This window comes from Dehalobacter sp. DCM, from assembly GCF_024972775.1.
GTDB lineage: Bacteria > Bacillota > Desulfitobacteriia > Desulfitobacteriales > Syntrophobotulaceae > Dehalobacter.
In genome coordinates, this window is the sequence record NZ_CP092282.1 from 1,930,935 (window position 1) to 1,951,733 (window position 20,799).

Genomic DNA, 20,799 nt, shown 5'->3' on the forward strand with positions numbered 1-20,799 from the left:
TGTAAAAGATACAGATTTTATCATTAAATGAGAAGGTTTGGGGGAAATGATATGATCATCACAGGACGCGTTTGGAAATTCGGAAATGATATCAACACTGATTTGATTTTTCCGCATGCTGCTTTTCGTGTTCCGCCGGAAGAACAAATCAAATTGGTGTTCAGTGATAACCGGCCTGGATGGGCAAAACAGGTGCAAGCGGGTGATATTCTGGTTGCAGGGAGAAATTTTGGGACAGGTTCAAGCCGGCCCGGTGCCGTATTACTGAAACGTCTTGGCATTGGCTGTCTGGTTGCCAATAGTATCAATGGCCTTTTCTTCCGTAACTGCATTTCTTATGGTTTTCCATCCTTACAGTGTCCGAATGTCTTTGACGCTTTTGAGGAAGGTGATATTGCGATAATTGATTTGCTTGCAGGAAGTGTAACCAATGAAAGAACCGGTCAAATGTTGTACGGCAGCGCTTTATCGGAATCGATGGTAGATACCTTAAAAGCCGGCGGAATTGACGAACTATTAAGGGATAAAGGCTATCTTGAATAACTTATAACTTAATTTAACCTGTATGGTTTAATCAGGGTCAGAGATTGGATAACAAGGAGGAAAAATGATGCTAAAAAATCCAGGAAAAGCATTACGTGATTTGCTGCAAGCCCCGGGTATAATTATGTCTCCGGGCGCCTATGACGGGATTTCCGCCCAGGTCTCGGAACAGGCTGGTTTTCCGATACTGTATCTGAGCGGTGCCGGTGCGTCAACAAGCCGAATCGGTGAGGCGGATATCGGACTTACGACCATGACGGAGATCGTTGATAGTGCTCGGGCCATAGCGATGAAAGCCAATATTCCACTGATGTGCGATGCGGATACCGGGTACGGAAATGCTCTGAATGTGATACGTACCGTCCATGAAATGGAAATGGCCGGTATTGCTGCTATCCAGTTGGAAGATCAAGTCGCGCCGAAACGGTGCGGACACCTTTCCGGGAAGGATTGTATCCCGGCGCAGGAGTTTGTCCAGAAAATCAAGGCAGCCGTAAAGGAAAGGTTTTATGAGGACACGGTGATCGTAGCACGGACGGATGCCCGTGCCGTTTATAACCTGGATGCCGCAATGGAGCGCGGAAAGATGGTTATGGATGCCGGTGCTGACGTTTTGTTTATTGAAGCACCGCAGACATTGGATGAGATTGAATTGATCGGTAAGACCTTCGGTTCTCAGATTCCGCTTTTATCCAATCAGGTCATTGGTGGAAAAACACCGAAACTCACAGCGAAAGAAGCGGAACAGCTCGGGTATAAAATTATTATCTATCCCGATGTCTTATGTTTTGGGGCTAGTGTATTCTTGCGCAGGATCGCCGATAGAATTCTTCAGGTAGGACACAGTTGGGATGCCATACCGGATACTTCTGACAGCCGGGAATTATTCAATACGATGGGGATGCAAGCCTGGAGAGAGTTGGAGCATAAATATAAAGATTAACTCTCGCTATCCCGTTCGTTATTTGGCAGTGAACTGTTGTTGGGTTTGGGTTTGAGCGATACGGATAAAATTTAGCATAATTTTAGATAGATAACTATCCTTACGGTAGCAGATATTCAGATTGTGAGTATATGCGCCCGTTGTAAATTGAAAGTAGCGGGATTGTTCTTCAAGACCATATAGATTAATCATGGATTCTAAGATAAAGGTCAATCCCATGCCCTGGGTAACGAGACGATGCGCCAGCTCAATGCTGGCGCTTTCCAATATAATTCGGGGGACGATATGGTAATCAGTGAAGATCTGATCGGAAATATTCCGAACATGATTCTCGGGTGAAAGCAAAATGAATGGATCTTCTTTAAAGACAGTCAAATCAATTTGTTGAAATTCATTCTGTGCCCCCGATTTTTGCCCAGAGAGGTTTTGGATGAGAGGATGGTCATGATAAACAGCAAGAAGAACGTTATCTTTTAATAAGGGGACACTGTCCATTTCTCTGTTATCTAATGGTGTTGCCAATGCTAAATCGGCTTTCCCCTCTACAACCATTTCCGTTAACTTTTCATTGCTACCTTCCTTCAAAATTAATTCCACTCCGGGAAATTCTTTTAAAAAAATAGGAAATATATGAGGAATTATACTCGCACAGCGCAAGGAGGATAAGCCGATTACCAGCCTGCCGCTGCGGTTGCCCAGAATATCTTCTATTTCCAGATTCAATTTTCGTTCAATAGCGAGGATCTCGGTTGCTGCTTTAAGGTATTTTTCACCGGCATACGTTAAAGATAACGGAATCGAGCTGCGGTCAAATATCGGAGTGCCAAGTTCTTTTTCAATAGCACTGATACTCTGACTCAAAGAGGGCTGAGAAATATAAAGTAACTTGGCAGCGTTGGAAAAGCTGCGTTCTTCCGCTACCGTGAGCACATAGATTAGATTCTTTGTGTTCAATGACGATCCACTTCTTTCTTTATTACTGTTAATCCAAATTTTCCTCTTCTATTCGTATTTTAGGGATATAATATAAGTCTAAAGTTATATAGATTATAAAAATAATCATATTTGAACTATAGTATACCATAAGATATGATTAACCTAAATAGTGAAACTCTAGCAAATACAAAAATAAATGAGGAGTGGATTAACATGTCCGAAAAACCCATTGCACGTCAAATTGCTGAAATCGGCGAATCGCTGAAGCTAAAGGACATTGACAAGAGAACAATTGAAAATGCCAAAATATTTATGCTGGATACGCTTGGCTGTATGCTTTCTGGTTCCCAGATTCAATCGGCTAAGTCTGTCCGGGCTGCAGCTTTGAATTTAACGAATGAGGGCGAAGCAACGATTTTTGGCAGCGGGAAAAAAACAAATGCCATGTTGGCTGCATTAGCCAATGGGACAGCAGGGCATAGTCAGGATTATGATGACGATCATCGAGAAGGAATTCAACATGCTTCCGTCGCTGTTTTGCCTGCAGTTTTAGCGCTTGCTGAAAAACATAAAAAATCCGGCAGGGATGTTCTTTTAGCCTATATCTATGGATCGGATATCACCATTCGAGCAGGTGAAGCTTTCCTCGGAACGACCTATTACAGCGGATGGCATCCGACCGGAACCTGCGGCGTATTTGGTGCTACGGGAGGAGCCTGTAAGGTTCTTGGTTTGAATGCAGATCAAACCACTAATGCTCTTGGCGTTGCAGGCAGTGAAGCTGCCGGTTTAGGTGAATTCAATCAGGCCGGTGCTTGGACGAAGCGCTTTCATGCCGGACACTCTGCGATGGGCGGCGTCCTTGCATCCTATATGGGAGAACAGGATTACTTCGGCCCGGCGACTGTTTTCGAAGGACGGCATGGATTTTTGAATGGTTTCTCCTTCAAAGGAACGAAAGAAGATCCCCATCCGGAAGGAATCTATGATGCCGCTAAACTGACAGTCAATTTCGGTAAAAAGTGGGAAATGGCTGACAATAGTATCAAATTGCATGCTTGCTGCCGTTTCTCGAATAATCTGTGCGACTGCGCCATCGATATTTTCAAACAGGGATGTGACTTCAATCAGATTGAATCGATCCATGCGGATGTCAATCAGTTTACAGAGTACAACCTTTGCTACCCAGAAGATCTGAAAAGACACCCGGTAAATCCTGTTAATGCGCAATTCTCACTCTTTTATGAAATTGCCTGCGGTTTAGTTAAAGGCGCAGTCCTGCCAGAATCTTTCACCGAACAGGCGATAAAAGATGAAAGAATAGCCCGTTTGAGTGACCTGATTACCTGGAAAGTCGATCCGGAGTTTGAGGCAGTTTATCCGGAACGCTATCCGGCACGTGTGACGGTTAAAACCAAAGACGGTAAGATCTATGTTGGTGAAGTGCAGTATCCAAAAGGAGACCCAGAATATCCTGCAACCAAAGAAGAAGTGACCTTTAAATTCTTGGCAAACGCGGCGAATACCATCGGTTCTGTAAAAGCAAAAAGAATATGCGAATTGGTCGACCATATTGAAACACTCGAGAACATTGATGAATTAATTTCCTGCATGTACTAACTTAAACAATGCCAGTGCGCTATAAAGCGTGTTGCCTTGTTTGCCTAGCACCGGCAATTAGACCTGCGTTAGGAGCATAATGAAGGTTACTATCCAGGAGGAAGCATTGTGCAAGATACATTTACAATCCATCCGCTGCGTGTCGGTACCATCCAACGAAAAAAGGGGAATATGGCGTATCAGTGCTTAGGAGACGTCCTGCTTGAGTTCCCACTGATAACCTATTATCTAGAGGGTAATGGCCATAAAATCATAGTCGATACAGGCGGAAGTATTCCTGAAGGCGAAAGATGGCAGCCTTATTCCCGGTTGGAGGAAGAAGAATTGGATTACGCGCTATTGGCCATCGGCGTATTACCCGAAGAGATCGATCTCGTCATCCTGACGCATCTGCATTGGGATCATGCCGGCAATAACCGCTTGTTTCCAAATGCCCGTTTTGTCGTTCAAAAAAAAGAATTGGATTATCTTCTTGCACCTGAACCAAAGATCAAGGCAGGGTTTGAAACGGATCTGGTTATGGAGACGAAGTACGATACGGTTGACGGAGACTGCGAAATTATTCCTGGCATCTCTGTTCTTTTAACTCCCGGGCATACGACAGGCATGCAATGTGTCGTTGTTAAAACAGCTTCAGGCCAATATGTTTTAGGTGGGGATCTGATTACGTTGTTCGAGAACTGGGAAGCGATACCCCATATTCCTGGAGGCGTTCATTATGATTTGAGCGTCGTCATGGAAAGTTTGAACAAAATAGACAAACTTAATGCCAAAGTACTTCCAGGACATGATCCCAAAGTATTCGAGCGAAAGATCTATCCATAAAAAAGAACATATATCCAAAAAAGTTGTCATCTCTAAAGCTTAGAAAGGGTGATTATCAATGGAAAGAGAATGGAAAAAAGAACAACCCAACGGTAGTTATACAGTCAGAACCTGTGGTTGGTCGCCTCCGGGAGATCATCCGGTAGGCTGCGGCATGAAGCTGTTCATTAAGGACGGGAAACTGATTAAAGTTGAGGGTGACCCGGAGCATCCGATCAGCAAAGGCAGACTTTGTGTACGATGTCTCTCTTTGCCCGAATATGTCCATCATCCTCAACGGATTATTTACCCAATGAAACGTGTTGGCAACAGAGGGGAAGACAAATGGCAGCGGATATCCTGGGATGAAGCCTGGGACATTATCGTCGATAAAATCAACCATTTCACAAATACTTACGGTGCAGAGTCCATTGTTGTCTTTGGCGGCACCGGAAGAGAAGCTTGCCTGTATTACTATCCGCTGGGATTCTCATCGATTGGGACACCCAATGTGTGTTATCCGTTAAGCGGTTGGTCTTGCTACGGACCGCGCTGCGCAATTACGGACTATATCCTGGGGGCGGGCTATCCTGAGATCGACTTTGCAGGCACCTTCCCTGATCGTTATGATAATCCGGCTTATACTTTGCCTAAGTACATTGTCCTTTGGGGTAAAAACCCGTTAATGTCCAATCCGGACGGCTTTTACGGACATTCCTTGATCGATATGATGAAACGGGGCACGAAGTTAATCTGTGTTGATCCCAGGAGGCATTGGCTGTCGACAAGAGCAGAGCATCTCCTACAGCTGCGCCCAGGAACGGACACAGCCCTCGCCCTTGGTTTATTAAATGTTATTATTAACGAAGATCTGTATGACCATGATTTTGTAGAGAACTGGACCTACGGTTTTGAGGACTTAAAAGAACGGGTTCAAGAGTATCCGCCGGAAAAAGTCGCGGAGATTACTTGGGTACAGAAGGAAAAGATAATTGAAGTAGCCCGCATCATCGGCACGAATCACCCGACCGCGATCCAATGGGGACTGGCAGTGGATGAAAATCCGAACGGCGTTCAACTCGGACATTCTATCCTGGCTCTCAGCGCGATTACCGGCAATCTGGATGTACCGGGCGGCATTACGCTTGGTCCACCGGCAGCACTGTTGGGGAAATGGCGCGTGGAAACCCGCAGTCAGATGCCTGAAGAACTTTGGGATAAGAGAATCGGTGCCAAAGAGTGGCCAGCTCTGTCGACGGCTTTGGCAACGACGCATCCGGACGAAACACTGGATACGTTGGAAACCGGTAAACCGTACAAGCTTAGAATGGGCTGGTTCAACAGCAGCAACTTCATTACACCAACCTGTTCCGCCCAGCCGGATAGATGGTACCGTGCCCTTAAATCATTGGAATTCAATGTTGTGCAGGATACCTTCATGACCCCGACTGCCATGGCTTTTGCCGATATCTTCCTGCCGCTGCCGACCTTTGCCGAGCATGACGGCGTCGTCTTGACTCACTTTGGCCGAAATTCTATTTTCTTGGGCGCGATGAATAAAGCGTTTGAAGTCGGGGAATGCAAGTCGGATATTGAAGTCTGCATGGAACTTGGAAAACGCTTGCACCCTGAGCACTGGCCTTGGAATAGCGCAGAGGAATTCTTTAATGATCAGCTGAAACCGGAAATCGGTATTGATTTTAACGATTTGCGGGAGCAGGGTGTGTTTCAGCCTAGCTATACCTATAAGAAATATGAAAAAGGAATGCTGCGGTCTGACGGAGAACCCGGTTTCGAAACTGTAAGCGGTAAGGTAGAGCTTCATTCCCTCATGTTCGAAATGTGGGGCGAAGATCCGCTGCCCTATTACAAAGAGCCGGCTTACAGTCCCTACAGCACACCAGAGCTCTTCCAAGAGTACCCGCTTATCCTGACCACAGGAGCCAGAACCTTTACCTCCTTCCATTCCGAACATCGACAAGTTCCAAGTTTACGGGAGATCACACCAGATCCGATTTGCGAGATCCATCCGGATACGGCAAAGAGCCTGGGGATCAAAGAAGGGGATTGGGTCTATCTGGAAAACATGTACGGCAAGGCTAAAGAAAAAGCGCACTTAACGCTGACAATCAATCCAAAGGTAGTTCACGCGGCGCATGGCTGGTGGTACCCTGAAAAGCCGGCTGCTGAACCGAGCCTTTTCGGAGTCTGGGAGTCCAATGTCAATACGCTTGTGCCGCATAAACATATCGGCAAACTCGGATTTGGCGCTCCCTTCAAGAGCATTATCTGTAAAGTCTACAAAGTCGAAGACTAGTACTAGACTTAAAGAACAAAGAGAATGGAGGGAAACAAATGAGATATGGCTTACTGGTTGATTATGAATATTGTACCGGCTGTCACAGCTGTGAAGTGTCCTGCAAAAATGAGAAAAAAATCCCGCACGGGCAATATGGGATTAAGCTGACGGAAGTCGGACCATTCAAAATAACCGAAGATAACTGGGAGTGGAACTATATCCCGGCACCTACCCAGCTGTGTGATGTTTGTGAAGACCGTGTTGCCAGAGGTGAAAAACCTGCCTGCGTTCTGCATTGTCTTGGTTTAGCCATGGACTACGGCCCGGTAGATGAGCTGGCAAAGAAAATGGATGCAAAAGGCAAAAAGGTTGTTATGTTTGTGCCGTGATCGTAAAAATTGACGGTCTGTTATAATTGCAGGAGAGACAAACGCAAATCCATTTGCAAATCCATAATACATGCAGCACGAAAAAAACTTGAATTTTCATGAAATAAAGACATGGTGATCAATCACGCATGTCTTTATTTCATAGGCATTAGTAATTTTTTGTGCAAATTGAATATATTTGTGCATACTTAATTTGATGATAAACGATACCCGAAGATTACAAACTACTGCAAGTTAACCTTAGAATACTCCGCCATACTTTGCGATTGCCGGCTGACTTCATCGAGTGATGCCGTGATTTCTTCCGTTGCAGCAGCTTGGCTTTCAGCAATTGTACTCACAGCGTTAATTTCCGAGATAATGGATTCGATCGCATCGCGCATCTCATTAAGGATCCGGGTTATCACATTCGCCGACTCCTTGCTCTGAGCTGCCAGTTTGCGCATTTCCTCAGCTACAACGGAAAAACCACGGCCTTCTTCGCCTGCCCGAGCAGCTTCAATGGCTGCATTGAGACCAAGCAGATTGGAATGAGCGGCGATATCGGTAATGGCACTGATGACATGGTTAATCTCATTGATTTTGGCTTCAGATACGCTTGCAGAATTGACTATGGTATTAATTTGATTGGAAAGGCCCTGAGAACCTCTGGCCACATCCTGCAATCCGGCATTGACTTCTTGCAGTGTTACGGCTAAAAGATGGGAAATTTCTTCGATTTTTTCTTCTTTCTCTAAACTTATTGCAACACCGATGCCTCCGATGATATCTCCGTTTGCACCACGGATCGGATTAGAGATTGAAGCAAAGGCAAATCCCTGCAACTCTTTTGATACAAGATGAACAGTACGCTTGCCTGTTCGCATGACTTCCCGTAAAGGATCCTTTGGCTCCAAAGGGATACCTATAATAGCAGATCCTTGGTGTAACTTCATTTTTTCTCCGCCAAAATAAGACACGATTTGTTCTTTGTCGGTAATAATCACCATTAAATCCTGATTAACGAGATCCTTTAGCTGTGCTGCAACTTCCGCATAGCTTTCTAATATCGTGCTATCATCTCTCATGGTTTCTTTCCTCCCACAATGGATTACTTCTTGTCTTCTCTGTTTGCCATCATGCTCTCGGGGATAATTACGTGATGTTCATTTTTCTGCGTCAGCAGAATAAAGATGGTCACTGCGACCGCAAAGATTACAAAAATCCAGCCAACCGTTGCAAAAAGCTGTCGTGTGGTTCCGCCGACTAGATTTGCGATCCAAACTGCAGAGTAACCGGAAATCCACTGGCCAAGGTAAATCGACATACTGAGCCAGGATACCGCCATCGTTTTATTGGCTTTAGGGGAAACCTGGGCAATGCGTGTCATAAGATAGGGAAAAATACAGCCCATCGATGCTCCCATACAAATCGTACTAAGATACACGCCAGACATCGAATGAGCCATACTCAAAGCGAAATAAGAGCAGGCCATGAAAATTAAGCCGATCACTGAGACATAGCGCTTAAGATATTTAAAGAAATAACCAAAACTTAGACTGATGAAGAATGAAGCGACAGTATTGATGGAAGAGGCCATACCGGAATCGGCGGAAGTCCCGATACCTTCACTCATAATAAAGATAGCCAGATTATAAATTAGTATCATTGCAATCGACATGAAAACAAGCATCGCAGCAATTGTAAGATAATAGGCATAGCTAAATTTTAGCTTATTCAGGGCCGCAGTATTTTCAATAATCGTATTGTCCCTTTTTTCCGGTGGGAATGCCGGCAGCAGGATCCCCTGCATCACGACAACAACGATAAAAATCAGATAGAAATAAAAAGCATGTCGCCAGTTGACAAGAGCCGCATAACCAGCTCCGATTCCCAGAACAAAAGAAAAAACACCGCCGCAGGCATTTGTCCAACCAATTAATTTTGCTCTTTCTTCCCCATAGAACAGGTGGGCAATAATCGCTGGCGCCAACGGATAGACAATCCCCATCCCAATTCCTTCACAAGCCCGGAAGGCGACAAGTGCCTCCAAACTGGAGGAATACATACTGCCAAAACCTGAGGCGACAAAAATAATGCTGCCGAGCATCAAAAGATATTTTTTACTGATATGTTTCGATAAATAACCGGTAATTAAAATAGCTGGGATCATCAGCAGCGAAGGCAATGAAAGTGTCTGATTGAGAAGACCTGGTGCTGCGTTAGGATACTCAGCTGCGATACTGCCTAATAACGGAACCATTAAAGCGCTGGCAACCATGCCGTCAACGCTGCTGAACAATAGGGCAGCCTTTAACAAAACACCTTTTGCACCTTTTTGTACTGCTTCACTCATTTGGCGCGCCCCCATATAACATATTATTGTTTATTTATTTGTTTGTTTCTCAATCTGGAAATGACAATAATTATATAAAAATCTCCGGAACATGGAAACAGGAGGGGGCAAAACGCCCCCGCTGCTATCATTCGGAATAGAGAGAGTTTAGCTTACGCTGCCGGTGCGTCCGTATCGAGAACAACAATCTTGCTTTCATTTTTCTGGGTCATGGCAATAAAGATTGCAGCAATCACGGCCATCCCGATAAAAATAAAACCGGTGGTGCTGAAAAGCTGTCTTGTCGTTCCGCCGACAGCTTGAGCAATCCAGACCGAAGTATATCCTGAAATCCACTGGCCCAGATAAATAGCCATACTCAGGAAAGAGACGGACATGGTTTTGAGTGGTTTAGCGGAAACTTGGGCAACACGTGTAAATAAATACGGGAATATGCAGTTCATGGATGCGCCCAGGCAGATCATGCCAACATAAACAACAGCAATGGAATGGGCTCCGCTCAAGATCAAATAACACAGTGCCATGAGGATAAGGCCTAAAACAGAGACATATCGTTTCAGGAACTTAAAGTTATAACCAAATACTAAGCTGACCAGAAAACCGGCCAAGGTATTGATTGAAGAGGCCATGCCAGCTTCTGCAGCTGTCCCCAGACCTTCATTCATAATAAAAATCGCAAGGTTATAAAGAACGATCATGGCAACAGACATAAATACCATCATGGCAAGAGCAGCTAAATAGACAGGATAGCCAAATTTTGGTTTTTCCCCATCGGCTTTATTCACTTTTGCAATCGATTCGTCCTTGTTTTCAGGGGGGAAGACAGGAAGAAAGATGAACTGCATGATAACTAAAATTGCGAATACCGCATAGAAGTACATCGCATAACGCCAGCTGGCAACCGCTGCATAGCCACAGACAAGACCAAGTACAACGGACACAACACATCCCACGGTTTGGGTCCAACCCAGCATCTTGGCCCGATATTCTCCGGAAAATATATGGGAAATAATGGCTGGCGCTAAAGGATAGGCAAGACCAATTCCAATTCCTTGAATTGCTCGGCAGACAACCAGCATCATGAGGCTTGAAGCAAAACCTCCGGCAAATCCTGCAGCCGCAAAAATAATACTGCCGATAATCAGCAGATATTTCTTGCTGATGAATTTAGCCAGGTAACCGGATAATAAAATAGCGGGAATATAAAGCAGTGAAGGTAAAGCAATGGTTTGATTGAGAAGTGTTGGGTTGTCATTGGGAAAAGCAGCCGCAACGTTTCCGAGAAGCGGGATCATTAAGGCGCTGGCCGCCATACCGAAGGTAGCACTGACTAATAACGATGACTTCAGGCCAATATGGCCTTTTGTGTATTCCATATAACGTTCCCCTTTCTATTTGTGTACATCGATAAAGCTAGTGATTTTGTTAAATTATCCTTTGATCATTAATTTCTGACATCCCTTCTTTCAGGTAACGTGGTTTTACCATGGCCATGGTAAAATTCTGTTTTGGTGTTAGTTAACTGCCGGCGCTACAGATAACTATGCAAAAAATATGCCATGGAAGCTTATTGGCCAGGAAATGCGGATTAAAGTTAAGATTGATAAACTGTCTATCCCATATTTTTAATATTCGTCTTGGATATGAGCCGAATTTGTTGTTTTTGGGAATGAAAAAAAGGCGGTGTTGCTAAACTACCAAAAAGGAGTTTAGCAGCACCGTCTTAAAGCTGGCAGGATGAAGGTAAGTTCTTGGGGTCAGATCTCGATTTCAAATTCTTTTATTTTACGATAGAGCGTCGATTTACTGATGCCTAAAATCTCTGAAGTACGGATAATATCGTATTTTGCCCGGATCAAGGTATTTTGAATTACTTTTCTTTCCAGATCTTTTAATGACTCTAAATTCTCGGATTGCTCATTTGGCGGTATGACGTCGCTTGGAATATCATTAATATCCAACAAAATATTATCCGGCAGATTTTTCTTTTCAATCATATTGTTCTGAGTAATATTGACGGCATAAATCATCGCGTTTTCCAACTCGCGGACGTTACCGGGCCAGTGGTGGGTGCGGATAATTTTTAATGCGGAATCGCCGATGGTGGGAGTTACCCATCCCAGTTTTTCGCAGTAACTGCTGATAAAGAAGCGACTTAAGATTTCCGCGTCGTTTCCACGCTCACGCAAGGGTGGAAGCTTCACTGACAAGACCGATAAACGGAAATAGAGGTCTTCCCGGAAGAGCTCTTTTTTAATCATCTCCCGCAGATTCCGATTCGTAGCGGCCACTACGCGGAAATCGACTTTTTTATAACGACGTCCGCCGATCCGCATAACCTGTTTATCTTCAATAACCCGTAAAAGAACCGCTTGAAGTTCCACCGGCATATCGCCGATTTCATCCAGGAAAAGTGTCCCTTCATTAGCCATTTCGATTTTGCCGGGTCTGCCATTGCGGTCGGCACCAGTAAAGCTGCCGCCTTCATAGCCGAAGAGTTCGCTTTCGATGAGGTTCCTTGGCATCGCGGCGCAATTGACAGCGATAAAGGGGCCCTTGGGACGGTATTCATTGTGAATTGCCTGGGCAAAGAGTTCTTTTCCTGTTCCGCTTTCTCCGGTTATCAAAATGTTGGCGGAAGCGCGGGCAAAGCGCTGGCCTAAAGCAATGGCGTTTTTGAATTCTTTGCTTTCACCGACTAAATCGTCAAAGGTATAGTTCGCCATCGGTCCGAAGCGATTGGCTACCAAAGCATTGAGTTTTTCCATAGGATTTAGTCTTAAAACGGCCTGCGTCACTTTTTTTGTTTTATCATTAATAATCGGGCGGATATTGATCAAATAGGATTGTTCACTTTTTTCCGTACAAATGGTATCTTCGATTTCAGCACGTTCACCTTTTTTCAGAGCATCAAAAAAGTGGGAAGGATTGCAGAGAAATTCCGAAATATTGTGAGCGGTCGCTTCATTCGTTTTTAATTTGAAGATTTTGGCTCCTTCCTTATTTGCTTTGATGATTTTCCCTTTGTGATCGACAGTTAATATGCCTTCATCAATCAGACTAAAAGTTGCTTCGAGTGTGTCAAAAGCAGATTTTAAATTATCATTGACCTCTTTCAATTGGTCAAAGTTTTTCTGGAGTTGTAATTTGTTTTCAACGGCAGTGGCAATAGCAGTGATCAGGCCCAATGTATGGGAGGCAAGGATTTGTAAATTATCTTTCCAGGGAGGATTAATGGCAGACCACAATGCCAGGGTCGCGATCACATTCCCGTTTTCATCCAAAATGGGGGCGGCAGAGGAGACGATATTTTCAAAGTTCATACAATAGTGCTCAGGCCCGATTAATTGGGTGGGGCGTTTCAACCGGGTGCTCAAAACGTGAGAATTGGTGCCAATGGTATTTTCATTCGAGGCAATGGCCACGATTTTAAAATGATCTTTGGGGAAACTACTGCCTTCAGCAATCAAAGGGAAGCCATTCTTGTCATCCAGAGTCAGATGGTATTCTGATGTGGATGTCAGGTAATTAAACGTTGCAATAATGGGCTTGGTAATTTCAATTATTGTCTCGTGTTCCTTACGATTCGCCTCAAGTTTATTCCTATCTATTTGGGACTTGAGTTTGGGCCCGTAGGGGTCAACTCCGGCTTCTCGGGAGCGTACCCATGATGCAGCCACTTCTTTATCCATAAATGAATAGTTCGCGGGATCTTTGATTTTGCCATCAATAAAATCCCTCTTGCATTGCATTATCTTTTCCCAACGCTCTTCTGTCATGATTTGATGGGTGTTCTGCATGGCTTTTCCTCCTTGCCGGAATCATTTATAGATAATACCAAATTACAGCATAAACCATTTTTATGATTAATGAAACCCCAAAATATGACATGCTATTTGCATTGCATTATATCAAATATGAACTTCCAAAGTAAGATGAGGTTTATTTTTTTTATCCTGTCTCGTTTTGGAAAAAATGACTCAAAAAAAATAATATCGTCGAGGTTATAAGACAAAGTTCTTTTTATTGAGCGGTCGTTATGTATGTCAAATACCGCATAAATTAAGGTTTTTTTAACATTGGCATAATCTATGCAAATAATGTTCATGCATCGATGCTCTACAAAAGTTTTACTTAATTTCTTAAAGGAGGAAAGAGAATGGTCGTAAAAGGAAATACGTACAACCTTGAACTCTACAAGGATATGTACACCTGGCAGGAAGGAGACTATCAGGTCTTCCGGACTACCCAATGGTCGGCTCCCGGCTGTCATAACGGCTGCGGCGTTTTATTCTATGTCAAAGACGGCAAAGTGGAAAAAATTGAAGGTGACCCGCAAAACGGCTGGAACTGCGGAACACTCTGCATGCGCTGTCTGGATATTTTGGAATCCATGTATGATGAGAACCGCCTGAAATACCCGATGAAAAGAGCCTATGAAGACCGCGGCAAGAACAAATGGGAACGGATCACCTGGGATGAAGCCTACGATATCATCGAGGAGAAAGTCCGTTACATTCAAAAGAACTATGGCCATGAAAGCATTATCGCAGAGATCGGTACGGGCCGCAATGTCTGGTGGCAGGTTCCCTGGGGCTGCTTCGCCGGATTGCAAAGCCCGAACCAGACCGGCGCTTTTTTAAGCGGCGATTCCTGTTATTCCCCGCGCTCCTCGATCCTGGCGCTGATGTCCGGTGAGTATCTCACCTCGGATATGTCCCAGATGCTTCCTGACCGCTATGAATCGAAAGAGTGGGTAGTCCCGGAGTGTATTACGATTTGGGGCTGCAACCCGATCATGAGCAACGGTGACGGCTATCTTGGCCACTGGATCGTCGAAGCTATGAAGCGTGGATCAGAACTGGTTATGGTCGACCCACGGATCAACTGGCTTTCGGCGAAAGCTAAGCATTGGCTGAGACTGCGTCCCGGAACAGACGCCGCTCTGGCCATGGCAATTTTAAACGTCATGATCAAAGAAAAGCTCTGTGACTACGACTTTATTGAAAAATGGACCTACGGGTTTGATGATATTGCCAAAGCGGTCGAGGATATGACCCCGGCCCGTGCTTCGGAAATTTGCTGGATTCCGGAGCAGGATATTATTGATGCTGCCCGCTTCATGGCGACGGCCAAACCGATGGCCATGCATTGGGGCGTCGCTATCGACCAACAGCCGAGCGCAACACCGACCGGTCAGGCTTTGATCTGTATTGCCGCTGTCACTGGTCAGATCGATAATCCCGGCGGCTCCTTAGTTACCCGCAGTGCCTATAATATCTCCCTGTTCAGCCAGGAAGGCTTTGAAGACAATATCACCGAAGAACAAAAAGAAAAACGTTTGGGTATGCATAAATATCCGATGCGCGGAACGGGCATCTCGGCGATGGCCCATACCGACGTCGTCCTGGAGTCCATCGAGACTGATGGCGCCAGCAATGACTGTGAGCAATACCCGATCATGATGCAATGGATGCAGGGCTGTAACCCGATCGCCAACATGGCCGCAGAAGCACCTCGTGTCTATGAAGCAATCTGTAAAGTTCCGTTCAATGTTGTCGTCGATGTCGTTATGACCCCAACCGCAATGGCTTGTGCTGATCTTTTGCTGCCTGCCGCGATGGGTTCGGAACGTGATTCCATTCGGGCCTGGTGGTGGCCGCTGCGTGCCATTACGAAGATTACCGATTACTACGAAGCCCATGGCGATGAGCAGATTCTGCTCGACCTGGTGAACCGCCTCAATCCCTCCGCTGCACCCGGTGAAGAAGTAAAAGATTGGGTCAATGACCTGCTGGCGAATCATTCCGAAGCAGATTTTGATTTTGACTACCTGAAAGAGAAAGTCATCGTTTGGCCGGAGTGGCATTATTACAAGCACGAGAAAGGCCTGCTTCGCTGGGACGGCGAGCCTGGGTTCAACACTCCGACAGGCAAAATAGAACTGCGGGTCGATTGGCTGGAAGCAAACGGCCTTTCACCGGTACCATTCTACGAAGAACCGCATGAAAGCCCCTATTCCACACCGGAACTGTATAAGGAGTATCCGCTGGTCCTGACCACCGGTGCCCGTTCTTATGAATACTTCCATTCCGAACACCGAAACCTCCCAAGTATCCGGGCTTTCCATCCCGATCCGTTAGTCGAAGTCAATCCGGAAACGTGTAAGGAACTCGGCCTGGAAGAAGGGGACTGGGTCTGGATCGAAAACCAACGGTCACGCTGCCGTCAACGTATCAAATTCAATCCAGGACTGGATAAGCGGGTTGTCGCTGCCGAGCATGGCTGGTGGTTCCCGGAAAGTGATCCGGAAAGACTGTTCAATGTGTTTGATTCCAACATCAATAACCTGACTACCCAATGTGATATCGGCAAGAGCGGCTACGGCGCAGCCTATAAATGCCTGCTCTGTAAAATCTATAAGTGCACGGAAGAAAACAGCGTGATCACACCGACTGCCCAAGTACTCGATAAGGGAGGATTCAAATATGAGCGCAAACGCCTTAGCTAATCAAAAGTACGGGCTTTTAATTCATTACGATTTTTGCACAGGTTGCCATAGCTGTGAAATGGCCTGTAAAAAGGAATACGGTCTGGAACAAGATCAATTTGGAATTAAAGTAGCCCAATACGGTCCGGTCCAGAATAGTGAAAAGAAATGGGAATTCTTTTATATGCCGATGCTGACCGACTTGTGCACACTGTGCGCACCGCGTGTCGCTGAAGGAAAACTCCCGACCTGTGTCCACCATTGTCAGGCAAAAGTCATGCAGTATGGCACCATCGATGAATTGGCTGAGCAATTAAAGTTAACCCCAAAATCGGCCCTTTTTGCACCGAAATGCAATGCGTGACCCAATTTAGTTTCAAATATTGTACATTGAAAGGAGAGAAAACACATGCCTTTTGGAAAAGTGAGTACCCCTGTCCAATGGGAGGAAGACGGTTATACCGTAACCCGGACTAATTCCTGGTCAGCCCCCGGCGACCACCCGACGGGTGCCGGCATGAAGCTCTATGTCAAGGACGGTATTCTGGAGAAAGTGGAGGGCGACCCCGAGCATTCGATCTTAAAAGGAGCACTTCCGATCCGGATGCTGTCTTTACCGGAATATGTCTATAACCCCGACCGCGTCATCTACCCGATGAAACGCGACCCTAAAAAACGTGGTGATAATACTGCCTGGGAACGCATTTCCTGGGATGAGGCCTACGACATGATCGTGGGTAAAGTCAAAGAATATACTGAGAAATTCAACAGCAATAGCATTATTACCTTCGTCGGCACAGGCCGGGAAGCGGGTAACTGGGGCCCGACGATCTCCTGCCGGGTTTTCAACAGCCCGAATATTTGCTATATGCAAAGCGGTTGGTCCTGCTATGGACCTCGTATGGCTGTAACATCGTATGTCCTTGGCGCCCCGTATCCAGAAGTGGATTATGCAGCCCAGTTCCCGGACAGCTATGATGATCCCCGTTACACATACCCCGGATGTATCCTGCTTTGGGGCAAAGAACCGCTTAAATCCAATCCGGATGGTTTCTGGGGACATTCGCTGGTTGATATGATGAAAAAAGGCACTAAGTTCATTACGGTCGATCCGCGACTCACCTTTGAAGCAGCCAATTCCGAGTTTTGGCTTCAGCCGCGTCCGGGCACAGACACAGCGCTGGCGATGGCGTTCCTGAATGTCATCATCAATGAAGAGCTTTATGATTATGACTTTGTGGAAAACTGGACCTTCGGTTTTGAAGAGTTTACCAAACGCATTCAGGATATGCCTCCGGCCAAAGCAGCAGAAATTTGCGGTGTACCGGAAGAAAAAATCATTGGCGCTGCCCGTTTCTTTGCGAAGAGCAAACCGGGTGCAGTCCAATGGGGACTGGCTATTGACCAAAATCCGAACGGTGTTCAGCTCGGAGAATGTCTGATTGCGATCATGGCTATTTGCGGCTGCATTGACGTTCCTGGCGGCAATGTTATGGGCGCGATTGATATCGGCGGCTTAGGTTCAGGATACAGTGACCTCGATCCCCAGGATAAAATCAATGAGCAAATCGGTGTCGATGAGTTCCCGGCTCTGGTGCGGACACTTCAGTTTACCGACCCGGACAGTGTTCTGGATCAGTTGGAATCCGGCGCGCCGTTTAAACTGAAAATGGGCTTCTTCACCTCTGCCAACGCCATTGCCAATCCGTGCAATGTTCCCAAACGCTGGGAAAACGCGCTCAATACGCTGGAGTTTAACGTGGCCACGGATATCTTTATAAATCCAACTATCTCCGCAACCTGCGACCTGTTTTTACCGGTTAATACCTATGCCGAAAGAGACATGTATGTTGCTACCCATTACGGGGCAGTCGGGCTTTGGATCGGCGGTATCAAGAAAGCCATTACCGTGGGCGAAGCCAAGAGTGATGTGGAAATCCTGCGTACCCTCGGCAAAAAGCTCCGGCCCGAACTTTGGCAGTATGACACGGATGTTGAATACATCAACGACCAGAAACTGAAAACCCTCGGTATTACCATGGAAGAACTCTGGGAACATGGCTGGTGGCATGTGGACTACGAATACCAGAAATACGCCAAAGGCAAACTGCGTGCAGACGGACTGCCTGGGTTCATGACACCTACCGGCAAAATTGAGCTTTACTCCACCATGATTGAAGCCTGGGGTGATGATCCCATGCCTTACTACAAGGAACCCCCGACCAGCCCCGTGTCCACCCCCGAATATGCAGCGGAATATCCCCTCGTCTTGAGTACCGGCGCAAGGACCTGGTCCTATTTCCACTCCGAAGGGCGTATGGTTCCTAAATTAAGGGAAGTTGAACCTAATCCGCTGGTTGACATTAACCCCAAAGACGCCAAAAAATACGGTATCATCGACGGTGATTGGGTCTGGCTGGAAAACTCCTATGGCAAATGCAAAATGAAGGCCTCTGTCCAACCGGGCCAAAAAGAAGGCGCGTTAGCCGCCCAGCATGGCTGGTGGTACCCGGAACGCGATGCCAGCGCCCCGGAATTGTTCGGTGTGTACGAGGTCAATGTTAACAATCTGACACCGTACAAAACGGTTGGTGTCCTGGGCTTCGGTGCCCCGTATAAATGTCTGATGTGTAAAATTTATAAGGCTTAGTACTCTGTAACCACAAAGATTGTTCATAAGTCTAGAGGTTACAGGTAGTAATACCTGATTTAAAGGAGGTTTAAAGATGTCCGATTATGGATTATTGATCGACTATAAATATTGTACCGGGTGCCACAGCTGTGAAGTCGCCTGCAAATTAAGGCTGAATCTTCCCGATGGGCAATATGGGATTAAGCTCATCGACGATAAGCCCTGGCAGATCGATGAGGATACCTGGGAATACAAATGGCTGCCCGTACCAACCAAGCTGTGCGATCTGTGTGCAGACCGGATAGAGGCCGGGAAAACCCCGACCTGTGTCCTGCACTGCTGTGCGCATGTCATGGAGTACGGCAAAGTAGAAGACCTTGCGGTCAGAATGAAGGAGCTGGGTTCCAGAACCGTTCTCTTTGTACCCTGATCGCGATGTAAAGATAAAAGAAGGGGTGTAGATAATGATTGTTGATGAGTTTAAGAAACTTTCAGGTGATGAGCAGAAAGCATGGCTGGAGAAGCAAACAAGCGAACTCGGCCGTACTGTACCGGAAATCTGTCAGGAGTTAGGAATTTCACGCGCACAGCTACAAGGGCTGGGGCATACGTATGCACTCAATCAATGGCGCTACCTGTCCTTTGAAAACCGTGCCAGTGTAAACTGCCAGAACTAGAGATAGTCATACCGCGAAATAGGAAACGCAGCCTGAAATACTTCGAGCTGCGTTTCTTTATTTGTTTAATGAATAATACCTTTTATGCAAGATTTTTTAAATTAATGGCGTCGTACCTGCATTCTTTTCGAACTGCTTTAATTTGCGCGCTGTCTTGGCAATAAAGTCATTTGTTTGATTTATAAAAAGTTTAGTCGCCTTGGGGTCCGCGCCAGCCATTTCCTTAATCGCACTAAACAGATCATTAAAGCCTTTGACGATCAGATCGTAGCGGGCGTCAGCCAGTGCCATGGCGTGGTTGATACGGGTGATATCGCGCTCAGTCTCAATCTCTTTGATGCGGCGGGCAGCGATGTTTTCATCTTGAAGTGCGGCCAGTTGCCGCTGTAGCTGCGTGACTTTGCTTTGCTCTTCCCATAAAGCCTTTTCTCTCACATCGGCCTCTTTTTTGGCCTGATCGCGTTCCTCTGTTAAGCTGGAGACTTTATCTTGATGGACCTCCAGATTGGACCCCAGTTTTTTTGCCAAAACGGAGTTCTCTTCAAGAGCATTATTCCTGTCCATGATTGCCTGCTGCAGTGCGCTCACTGACAAATGTTCGATATCCAACTCCGCGATAAATTCCGCCCGTTCCTCAGCGGGAATCCCCAAAAGGGCATACGCCTGACTGTACCCAAGTTTGGCCAATGGCACAGTGCTCATATCGGTTTCGGATAGTACGGACAGCCCGGGTCCATATTCTTCGGCGATCTGTATCAGCTTATAGGCTACACGCTCTGAGTAATCAACATCATTCTCCAACCATTTGCCGTATTCCCCATAAGGGATCAATTCCTTGGCTTCCTGCAAACGCCGTCCGACCTCAACGGCACTGATAAGCAAGATCTTTCTGGTTTGCGCTTTAATGGCGGCGATTTCACCGGCGATGACAGCCGGTGTTCTATCAGTTGGCATGGTCTCCATGGAGATGTTCCTTTCATAGGTTTGCTTTTATTTCTACTCTTGTTACTTTTGTTTTTCTTTTCATATTCGATTTTCTATCCTATGTCAGCTATCCTGAACCGGTGAAATTTCGTAATCCATGTTTTTTTTAAGTGCGAAATAAGTGAATATATATTCAGAGTTTTGGAC

General features: G+C 45.9%; 17 protein-coding genes. 11 read left to right on the plus strand and 6 right to left on the minus strand.

The annotated features are described in order from the left end of the window. Positions 1 to 51 precede the first annotated feature (51 nt). Positions 52 to 543 (plus strand): LeuD/DmdB family oxidoreductase small subunit, encoded by a 492-nt coding sequence (locus LPY66_RS09040; protein WP_337987745.1) that lies wholly within the window; start codon positions 52 to 54, stop codon positions 541 to 543. Between the two features lie 67 nt (positions 544 to 610). After that, on the plus strand, positions 611 to 1,486 hold the full coding sequence (locus LPY66_RS09045; RefSeq protein WP_337987746.1) for an isocitrate lyase/PEP mutase family protein: 876 nt from the start codon (positions 611 to 613) through the stop codon (positions 1,484 to 1,486). Positions 1,487 to 1,504: 18 nt separating this feature from the next. Here LPY66_RS09045 and LPY66_RS09050 read toward each other — a convergent pair whose 3' ends face one another. Beyond that, positions 1,505 to 2,440, minus strand: a complete 936-nt coding sequence (locus tag LPY66_RS09050; RefSeq protein ID WP_337987747.1) for a LysR family transcriptional regulator — start codon at positions 2,438 to 2,440, stop codon at positions 1,505 to 1,507. Between the two features lie 195 nt (positions 2,441 to 2,635). Here LPY66_RS09050 and LPY66_RS09055 point away from each other — a divergent pair, with 195 nt between their 5' ends. The 4 genes from LPY66_RS09055 (at position 2,636) to LPY66_RS09070 (ending at position 7,534) form a co-directional block, all read left to right on the plus strand. Beyond that, positions 2,636 to 4,042 carry an MmgE/PrpD family protein gene (locus LPY66_RS09055; protein WP_337987748.1) on the plus strand — a complete coding sequence of 469 codons (1,407 nt, stop codon included), beginning with the start codon at positions 2,636 to 2,638 and terminating at the stop codon, positions 4,040 to 4,042. Between the two features lie 108 nt (positions 4,043 to 4,150). After that, complete coding sequence (locus LPY66_RS09060; protein ID WP_337987749.1) at positions 4,151 to 4,867, plus strand: N-acyl homoserine lactonase family protein; 717 nt, start codon at positions 4,151 to 4,153, stop codon at positions 4,865 to 4,867. A gap of 58 nt (positions 4,868 to 4,925) precedes the next feature. After that, positions 4,926 to 7,163 carry a molybdopterin-dependent oxidoreductase gene (locus LPY66_RS09065; RefSeq protein WP_337987750.1) on the plus strand — a complete coding sequence of 746 codons (2,238 nt, stop codon included), beginning with the start codon at positions 4,926 to 4,928 and terminating at the stop codon, positions 7,161 to 7,163. Positions 7,164 to 7,201: 38 nt separating this feature from the next. Continuing rightward, positions 7,202 to 7,534, plus strand: coding sequence for a 4Fe-4S dicluster domain-containing protein (locus tag LPY66_RS09070; RefSeq protein ID WP_337987751.1), 333 nt, complete (start codon positions 7,202 to 7,204; stop codon positions 7,532 to 7,534). Positions 7,535 to 7,758: 224 nt separating this feature from the next. On the opposite strand, the gene LPY66_RS09075 is transcribed toward LPY66_RS09070, so the two are convergent. The 4 genes from LPY66_RS09075 to LPY66_RS09090 form a co-directional block, all read right to left on the minus strand. Next, complete coding sequence (locus tag LPY66_RS09075; protein WP_337987752.1) at positions 7,759 to 8,601, minus strand: methyl-accepting chemotaxis protein; 843 nt, start codon at positions 8,599 to 8,601, stop codon at positions 7,759 to 7,761. 23 nt (positions 8,602 to 8,624) lie between these two features. Continuing rightward, positions 8,625 to 9,869, minus strand: a complete 1,245-nt coding sequence (locus LPY66_RS09080; RefSeq protein WP_337987753.1) for an MFS transporter — start codon at positions 9,867 to 9,869, stop codon at positions 8,625 to 8,627. Between the two features lie 152 nt (positions 9,870 to 10,021). Continuing rightward, entirely contained in the window at positions 10,022 to 11,245 is a 1,224-nt protein-coding gene (locus LPY66_RS09085) for an MFS transporter (protein ID WP_337987754.1), read from the minus strand. 381 nt (positions 11,246 to 11,626) lie between these two features. Then, positions 11,627 to 13,669 carry a sigma-54 interaction domain-containing protein gene (locus LPY66_RS09090; RefSeq protein ID WP_337987755.1) on the minus strand — a complete coding sequence of 681 codons (2,043 nt, stop codon included), beginning with the start codon at positions 13,667 to 13,669 and terminating at the stop codon, positions 11,627 to 11,629. Positions 13,670 to 14,028: 359 nt separating this feature from the next. On the opposite strand from LPY66_RS09090, the gene LPY66_RS09095 reads away from it, so the two are divergent. The 5 genes from LPY66_RS09095 (at position 14,029) to LPY66_RS09115 (ending at position 19,668) form a co-directional block, all read left to right on the plus strand. Beyond that, complete coding sequence (locus tag LPY66_RS09095) at positions 14,029 to 16,380, plus strand: molybdopterin-dependent oxidoreductase (RefSeq protein WP_337987756.1); 2,352 nt, start codon at positions 14,029 to 14,031, stop codon at positions 16,378 to 16,380. After that, complete coding sequence (locus tag LPY66_RS09100) at positions 16,358 to 16,723, plus strand: 4Fe-4S dicluster domain-containing protein (RefSeq protein ID WP_337987757.1); 366 nt, start codon at positions 16,358 to 16,360, stop codon at positions 16,721 to 16,723. The genes LPY66_RS09095 and LPY66_RS09100 overlap by 23 nt, the downstream gene beginning before the upstream one ends. 45 nt (positions 16,724 to 16,768) lie before the next feature. Then, positions 16,769 to 19,009 (plus strand): molybdopterin-dependent oxidoreductase, encoded by a 2,241-nt coding sequence (locus tag LPY66_RS09105; protein ID WP_337987758.1) that lies wholly within the window; start codon positions 16,769 to 16,771, stop codon positions 19,007 to 19,009. Between the two features lie 76 nt (positions 19,010 to 19,085). Next, a complete protein-coding gene (locus LPY66_RS09110) occupies positions 19,086 to 19,421 on the plus strand; it encodes a 4Fe-4S dicluster domain-containing protein (protein WP_337987759.1) in 336 nt (111 codons plus the stop codon). 34 nt (positions 19,422 to 19,455) lie between these two features. Continuing rightward, positions 19,456 to 19,668: a hypothetical protein gene (locus LPY66_RS09115; RefSeq protein ID WP_337987760.1), complete on the plus strand. Its 213-nt coding sequence runs from the start codon at positions 19,456 to 19,458 to the stop codon at positions 19,666 to 19,668. 96 nt (positions 19,669 to 19,764) lie between these two features. Here the strand turns inward: LPY66_RS09115 and LPY66_RS09120 are convergent, their stop codons facing one another. Next, on the minus strand, positions 19,765 to 20,622 hold the full coding sequence (locus tag LPY66_RS09120) for a DUF3102 domain-containing protein (RefSeq protein ID WP_337987761.1): 858 nt from the start codon (positions 20,620 to 20,622) through the stop codon (positions 19,765 to 19,767). Positions 20,623 to 20,799 lie beyond the last annotated feature (177 nt).

What these genes read in the sequence shown, in the direction of transcription:
- LPY66_RS09120 (WP_337987761.1), bottom strand. Translation starts at nt 20,622, where the DNA reads ATGCCAACTGATAGAACACCGGCTGTCATCGCCGGTGAAATCGCCGCC.
- LPY66_RS09045 (WP_337987746.1), top strand. Translation starts at nt 611, where the DNA reads ATGCTAAAAAATCCAGGAAAAGCATTACGTGATTTGCTGCAAGCCCCG.
- LPY66_RS09085 (WP_337987754.1), bottom strand. Translation starts at nt 11,245, where the DNA reads ATGGAATACACAAAAGGCCATATTGGCCTGAAGTCATCGTTATTAGTC.
- LPY66_RS09110 (WP_337987759.1), top strand. Translation starts at nt 19,086, where the DNA reads ATGTCCGATTATGGATTATTGATCGACTATAAATATTGTACCGGGTGC.
- LPY66_RS09075 (WP_337987752.1), bottom strand. Translation starts at nt 8,601, where the DNA reads ATGAGAGATGATAGCACGATATTAGAAAGCTATGCGGAAGTTGCAGCA.
- LPY66_RS09095 (WP_337987756.1), top strand. Translation starts at nt 14,029, where the DNA reads ATGGTCGTAAAAGGAAATACGTACAACCTTGAACTCTACAAGGATATG.
- LPY66_RS09040 (WP_337987745.1), top strand. Translation starts at nt 52, where the DNA reads ATGATCATCACAGGACGCGTTTGGAAATTCGGAAATGATATCAACACT.
- LPY66_RS09065 (WP_337987750.1), top strand. Translation starts at nt 4,926, where the DNA reads ATGGAAAGAGAATGGAAAAAAGAACAACCCAACGGTAGTTATACAGTC.
- LPY66_RS09055 (WP_337987748.1), top strand. Translation starts at nt 2,636, where the DNA reads ATGTCCGAAAAACCCATTGCACGTCAAATTGCTGAAATCGGCGAATCG.
- LPY66_RS09105 (WP_337987758.1), top strand. Translation starts at nt 16,769, where the DNA reads ATGCCTTTTGGAAAAGTGAGTACCCCTGTCCAATGGGAGGAAGACGGT.
- LPY66_RS09080 (WP_337987753.1), bottom strand. Translation starts at nt 9,869, where the DNA reads ATGAGTGAAGCAGTACAAAAAGGTGCAAAAGGTGTTTTGTTAAAGGCT.
- LPY66_RS09070 (WP_337987751.1), top strand. Translation starts at nt 7,202, where the DNA reads ATGAGATATGGCTTACTGGTTGATTATGAATATTGTACCGGCTGTCAC.
- LPY66_RS09115 (WP_337987760.1), top strand. Translation starts at nt 19,456, where the DNA reads ATGATTGTTGATGAGTTTAAGAAACTTTCAGGTGATGAGCAGAAAGCA.
- LPY66_RS09100 (WP_337987757.1), top strand. Translation starts at nt 16,358, where the DNA reads ATGAGCGCAAACGCCTTAGCTAATCAAAAGTACGGGCTTTTAATTCAT.
- LPY66_RS09090 (WP_337987755.1), bottom strand. Translation starts at nt 13,669, where the DNA reads ATGCAGAACACCCATCAAATCATGACAGAAGAGCGTTGGGAAAAGATA.